The sequence below is a fragment of the Microbacterium sp. B24 genome, from assembly GCF_000333415.1.
Lineage (GTDB): Bacteria > Actinomycetota > Actinomycetes > Actinomycetales > Microbacteriaceae > Microbacterium.
This window is the reverse complement of record NZ_BADB01000491.1, coordinates 1-2,959: the sequence shown is the minus strand read 5'-3', so window position 1 is coordinate 2,959 and position 2,959 is coordinate 1. Positions and strand designations below refer to the sequence as shown.

The window sequence follows — 2,959 nt, the reverse complement described above, 5'->3', positions numbered from 1 at the left end:
CGAAGGCATCGAGACGACCCTCCTGCTGTGGTCGATGGTGCAGTCCTTCGGCGACACGCCGTCGGCTCTTCTGGGCGCACTGCTCGGCCTCGCCGCCGCCGTCGTGCTCGGCGGGCTCCTCGCCCGGGGAATGGTGCGACTCGACCTCCGCGTCTTCTTCGGCTGGACCGGCGGATTCCTCGTGATCGTCGCCGCCGGGGTGCTGGCGTACGCGATCCACGATCTGCAAGAGGCCGGCGCCCTTCCCGGTCCGTTCTCCGCCCTGGCGCCACTCGTCGGCGGTACGGTCGCCGTCGGCGCGGCCGGCTTCCCCTTCGGCTGGGCTTTCGACCTCTCGACCGCCATCCCGCCGGGAAGCCCCCTGGCCGCGATCCTGCAGGCCACCGTCGGCTTCATGCCGCAGATGTCGTGGCTGCAGGTCATCGCCTGGGCCCTGTACATGGCCGTCGTCGGCACCCTCTTCGTCCGGGGACTCGGTCGCCGGCCCGCCCGGGCCTCGGCATCCGCACCCCTCACGTCGGTTCCGCACCACGCGGACCTCTCCCACCACCAAGGAGCATCATGACCCGCACACGCACCTGGGGAGCCGTCGCCGCGCTCGGCGCGACCGCCCTCGTGCTGGCCGGCTGCGTCGCCAAGACCGACGTCGCCGCGTCCGACGCCCTGACCGTCACCTCCACCGACACGGCGTGCACGGTGTCGACCGCGACCGCCACCAGCGGCACGCTCGCGTTCGCGGTGACCAACGCCAGCTCGCAGGTGACGGAGTTCTATCTCCTCGCCTCCGACGGTCTGCGCATCGTCGGCGAGGTCGAGAACATCGCCCCCGGCGCCTCACGCACCCTCACCGTCGTCGCCCAGCCCGGTGACTACGTCACCCTGTGCAAGCCCGGCATGGTCGGTGAGGGCATCGGACGCACCGCCTTCACGGTCACGGGCGACGCCGTCACGGCCACGGGCGACGACGCCGCGCAGAAACAGAAGGCCGTCGATCTGTACGCGTCGTTCGTCAAGGATCAGGTCGAACAGCTCGTCCCGGCCGTGGCGGCCTTCGTGAGCGCCTACGAGGCCGGCGACGATGAGAAGGCGCGGAGCCTCTTCCCCACCACGCGTGCGTTCTACGAGCGCATCGAACCCGTGGCGGAGTCGCTGGGCGATCTCGACCCCCGCATCGATTACCGCGAGGTGGATGCCGTCGCGGAGGGACTCGACTGGACGGGCTTCCACCGCATCGAGAAGGACCTCTGGGTTCCGGCGCAGGATGCCCTCAACTCCGACGGGTCAACCCCGGCGTGGAAGGACTGGGCGCCCTCGACGCCCGCCGAGCGCGCGACCTCCGGGGCGAAGCTGATCGCCGACGTGGGCGAGCTCAACGCGTACGTGCACGGCGATGAGTTCCAGAAGGCGCTCGACGCGCAGGGCATCGGCGGCATCTCCAACGGCGCGATCTCTCTGCTGGACGAAGTGGCCACGGGCAAGATCAGCGGCGAAGAGGACTGGTGGAGCGGCACCGACCTGTACGATTTCGCGGCCAATGTCGAGGGATCGAAGATGGCGTTCTCGCTCGTCAAGGACTTCGCCGTCTCCTCCGGCGCGACCGGAACGGAGCTCGCCGGTCGGATCGACAGCGGCTACGCCGCCCTTGAGGCCGCTCTCGCGCGCCACGGCTCGCTGAGCGCCGGTTTCGTGAACTACCGGCAGCTCAGCGAGGCCGACAAGCGCGAGCTCACCGACCTGATCAACGCGCTGGCCGAGCCGCTGTCCAAGCTGACGTCCACCATCCTGCAGTGAGCACCGACGGACCTCTCGCGGGCGGCGACCGCCTCGAGCCCGCGCCGCGCGCCGGTCTCAGCCGACGGGGCCTGCTGGGCCTCGCGGCCGGTGTCGGTGCGGCCGGGCTCGCCGTCGGCGCCGGAGCCGGAGCGGCGGCCGGCGTCGCCGTCGGCCGCACGCGCGGCGCCGCCGGCGCGGCGTCGCCCTACGCGTTCTACGGCGCGCACCAGGCCGGGATCACGACGCCCGTGCAGGACCATCTGCATTTCGCGTCGTTCGACATGATGGCGGGGACCACCCGCGAGGATCTGATCGAGCTTCTCCAGGACTGGTCCTACGCGGCGGCGCGGATGACCCAGGGCCTCGATGTGTCGGCCAGCGGCGCGGTGGGAGGCTCGCCGGAGGCGCCGCCGGACGACACCGGTGAGGCGCTGGGCCTTGCCGCGAACGGGCTGACGATCACGTTCGGCGTCGGACCGACCCTGTTCACGGCCGTCGACGGCACCGACCGCTACGGACTCGCCGACCGTCGGCCCGCCCTGCTCACCGCGTTGCCGGCGTTTCTCGGCGACGACCTGGAGCCCGATCACACCGGCGGCGACCTGTGCATCCAAGCCTGCGCCGACGACCCGCAGGTCGCCGTGCACGCGATCCGCAATCTGAGCCGCATCGCCTTCGGCCGAGCACGGCTGCGCTGGTCGCAGCTCGGCTTCGGAAAGACGTCGAAGACGACCGCCGATCAGGCCACGCCCCGCAACCTCTTCGGGTTCAAGGACGGCACGGCCAACATCCTCGCCGACGACCAGGCGGCGCTGGATCAGCACGTCTGGGTCGGCGACGGCGACGAACCGGCCTGGCTCGTGGGCGGCTCCTATCTCGTGGCGCGCAAGATCGCGATGCTCATCGAGACGTGGGATCGCGTGCGTCTGAGCGAGCAGGAGCGCATCACGGGACGCGACAAGGCGCACGGTGCACCGCTGTCCGGCGGACAGGAGCAGACGGCCCCGGACTTCTCCGCCGTCGGCGCGACCGGCAAACCGGCCATCGACACGCGCAGCCACGTGCGCCTCGCGCACCCCGACCTCAACAAGGGCATCCGGATCCTGCGCCGCGGCTACAACTACGTCGACGGCAAGACCGATCTCGGACGACTCGACGCCGGCCTGTCTTCCTCGCGACCAACGTT

The 2,959-nt window shown here is 71.0% G+C and carries 3 protein-coding genes; all 3 read left to right on the top strand.

Annotated elements, in window-relative coordinates; all coding sequences use genetic code 11:
* Positions 1–565, top strand: a 565-nt coding sequence (locus I5I_RS14200) for an FTR1 family protein (RefSeq protein ID WP_036321208.1), incomplete at its 5' end; no start/stop codon positions are given.
* The gene (gene efeO / locus I5I_RS14195; protein ID WP_036321206.1) at positions 562–1,791 is read left to right on the top strand and encodes an iron uptake system protein EfeO; all 1,230 of its coding nucleotides are present in this window, start codon (positions 562–564) and stop codon (positions 1,789–1,791) included. The genes I5I_RS14200 and efeO, both read left to right, overlap by 4 nt.
* On the top strand, positions 1,788–2,959 hold a 1,172-nt coding region (locus I5I_RS14190), incomplete at its 3' end, for a Dyp-type peroxidase (protein WP_036321204.1). The genes efeO and I5I_RS14190, both read left to right, overlap by 4 nt.

Bases quoted from the DNA above. Each gene is read 5' to 3' on its own strand.
- efeO (WP_036321206.1), top strand. From the start codon at position 562: ATGACCCGCACACGCACCTGGGGAGCCGTCGCCGCGCTCGGCGCGACC.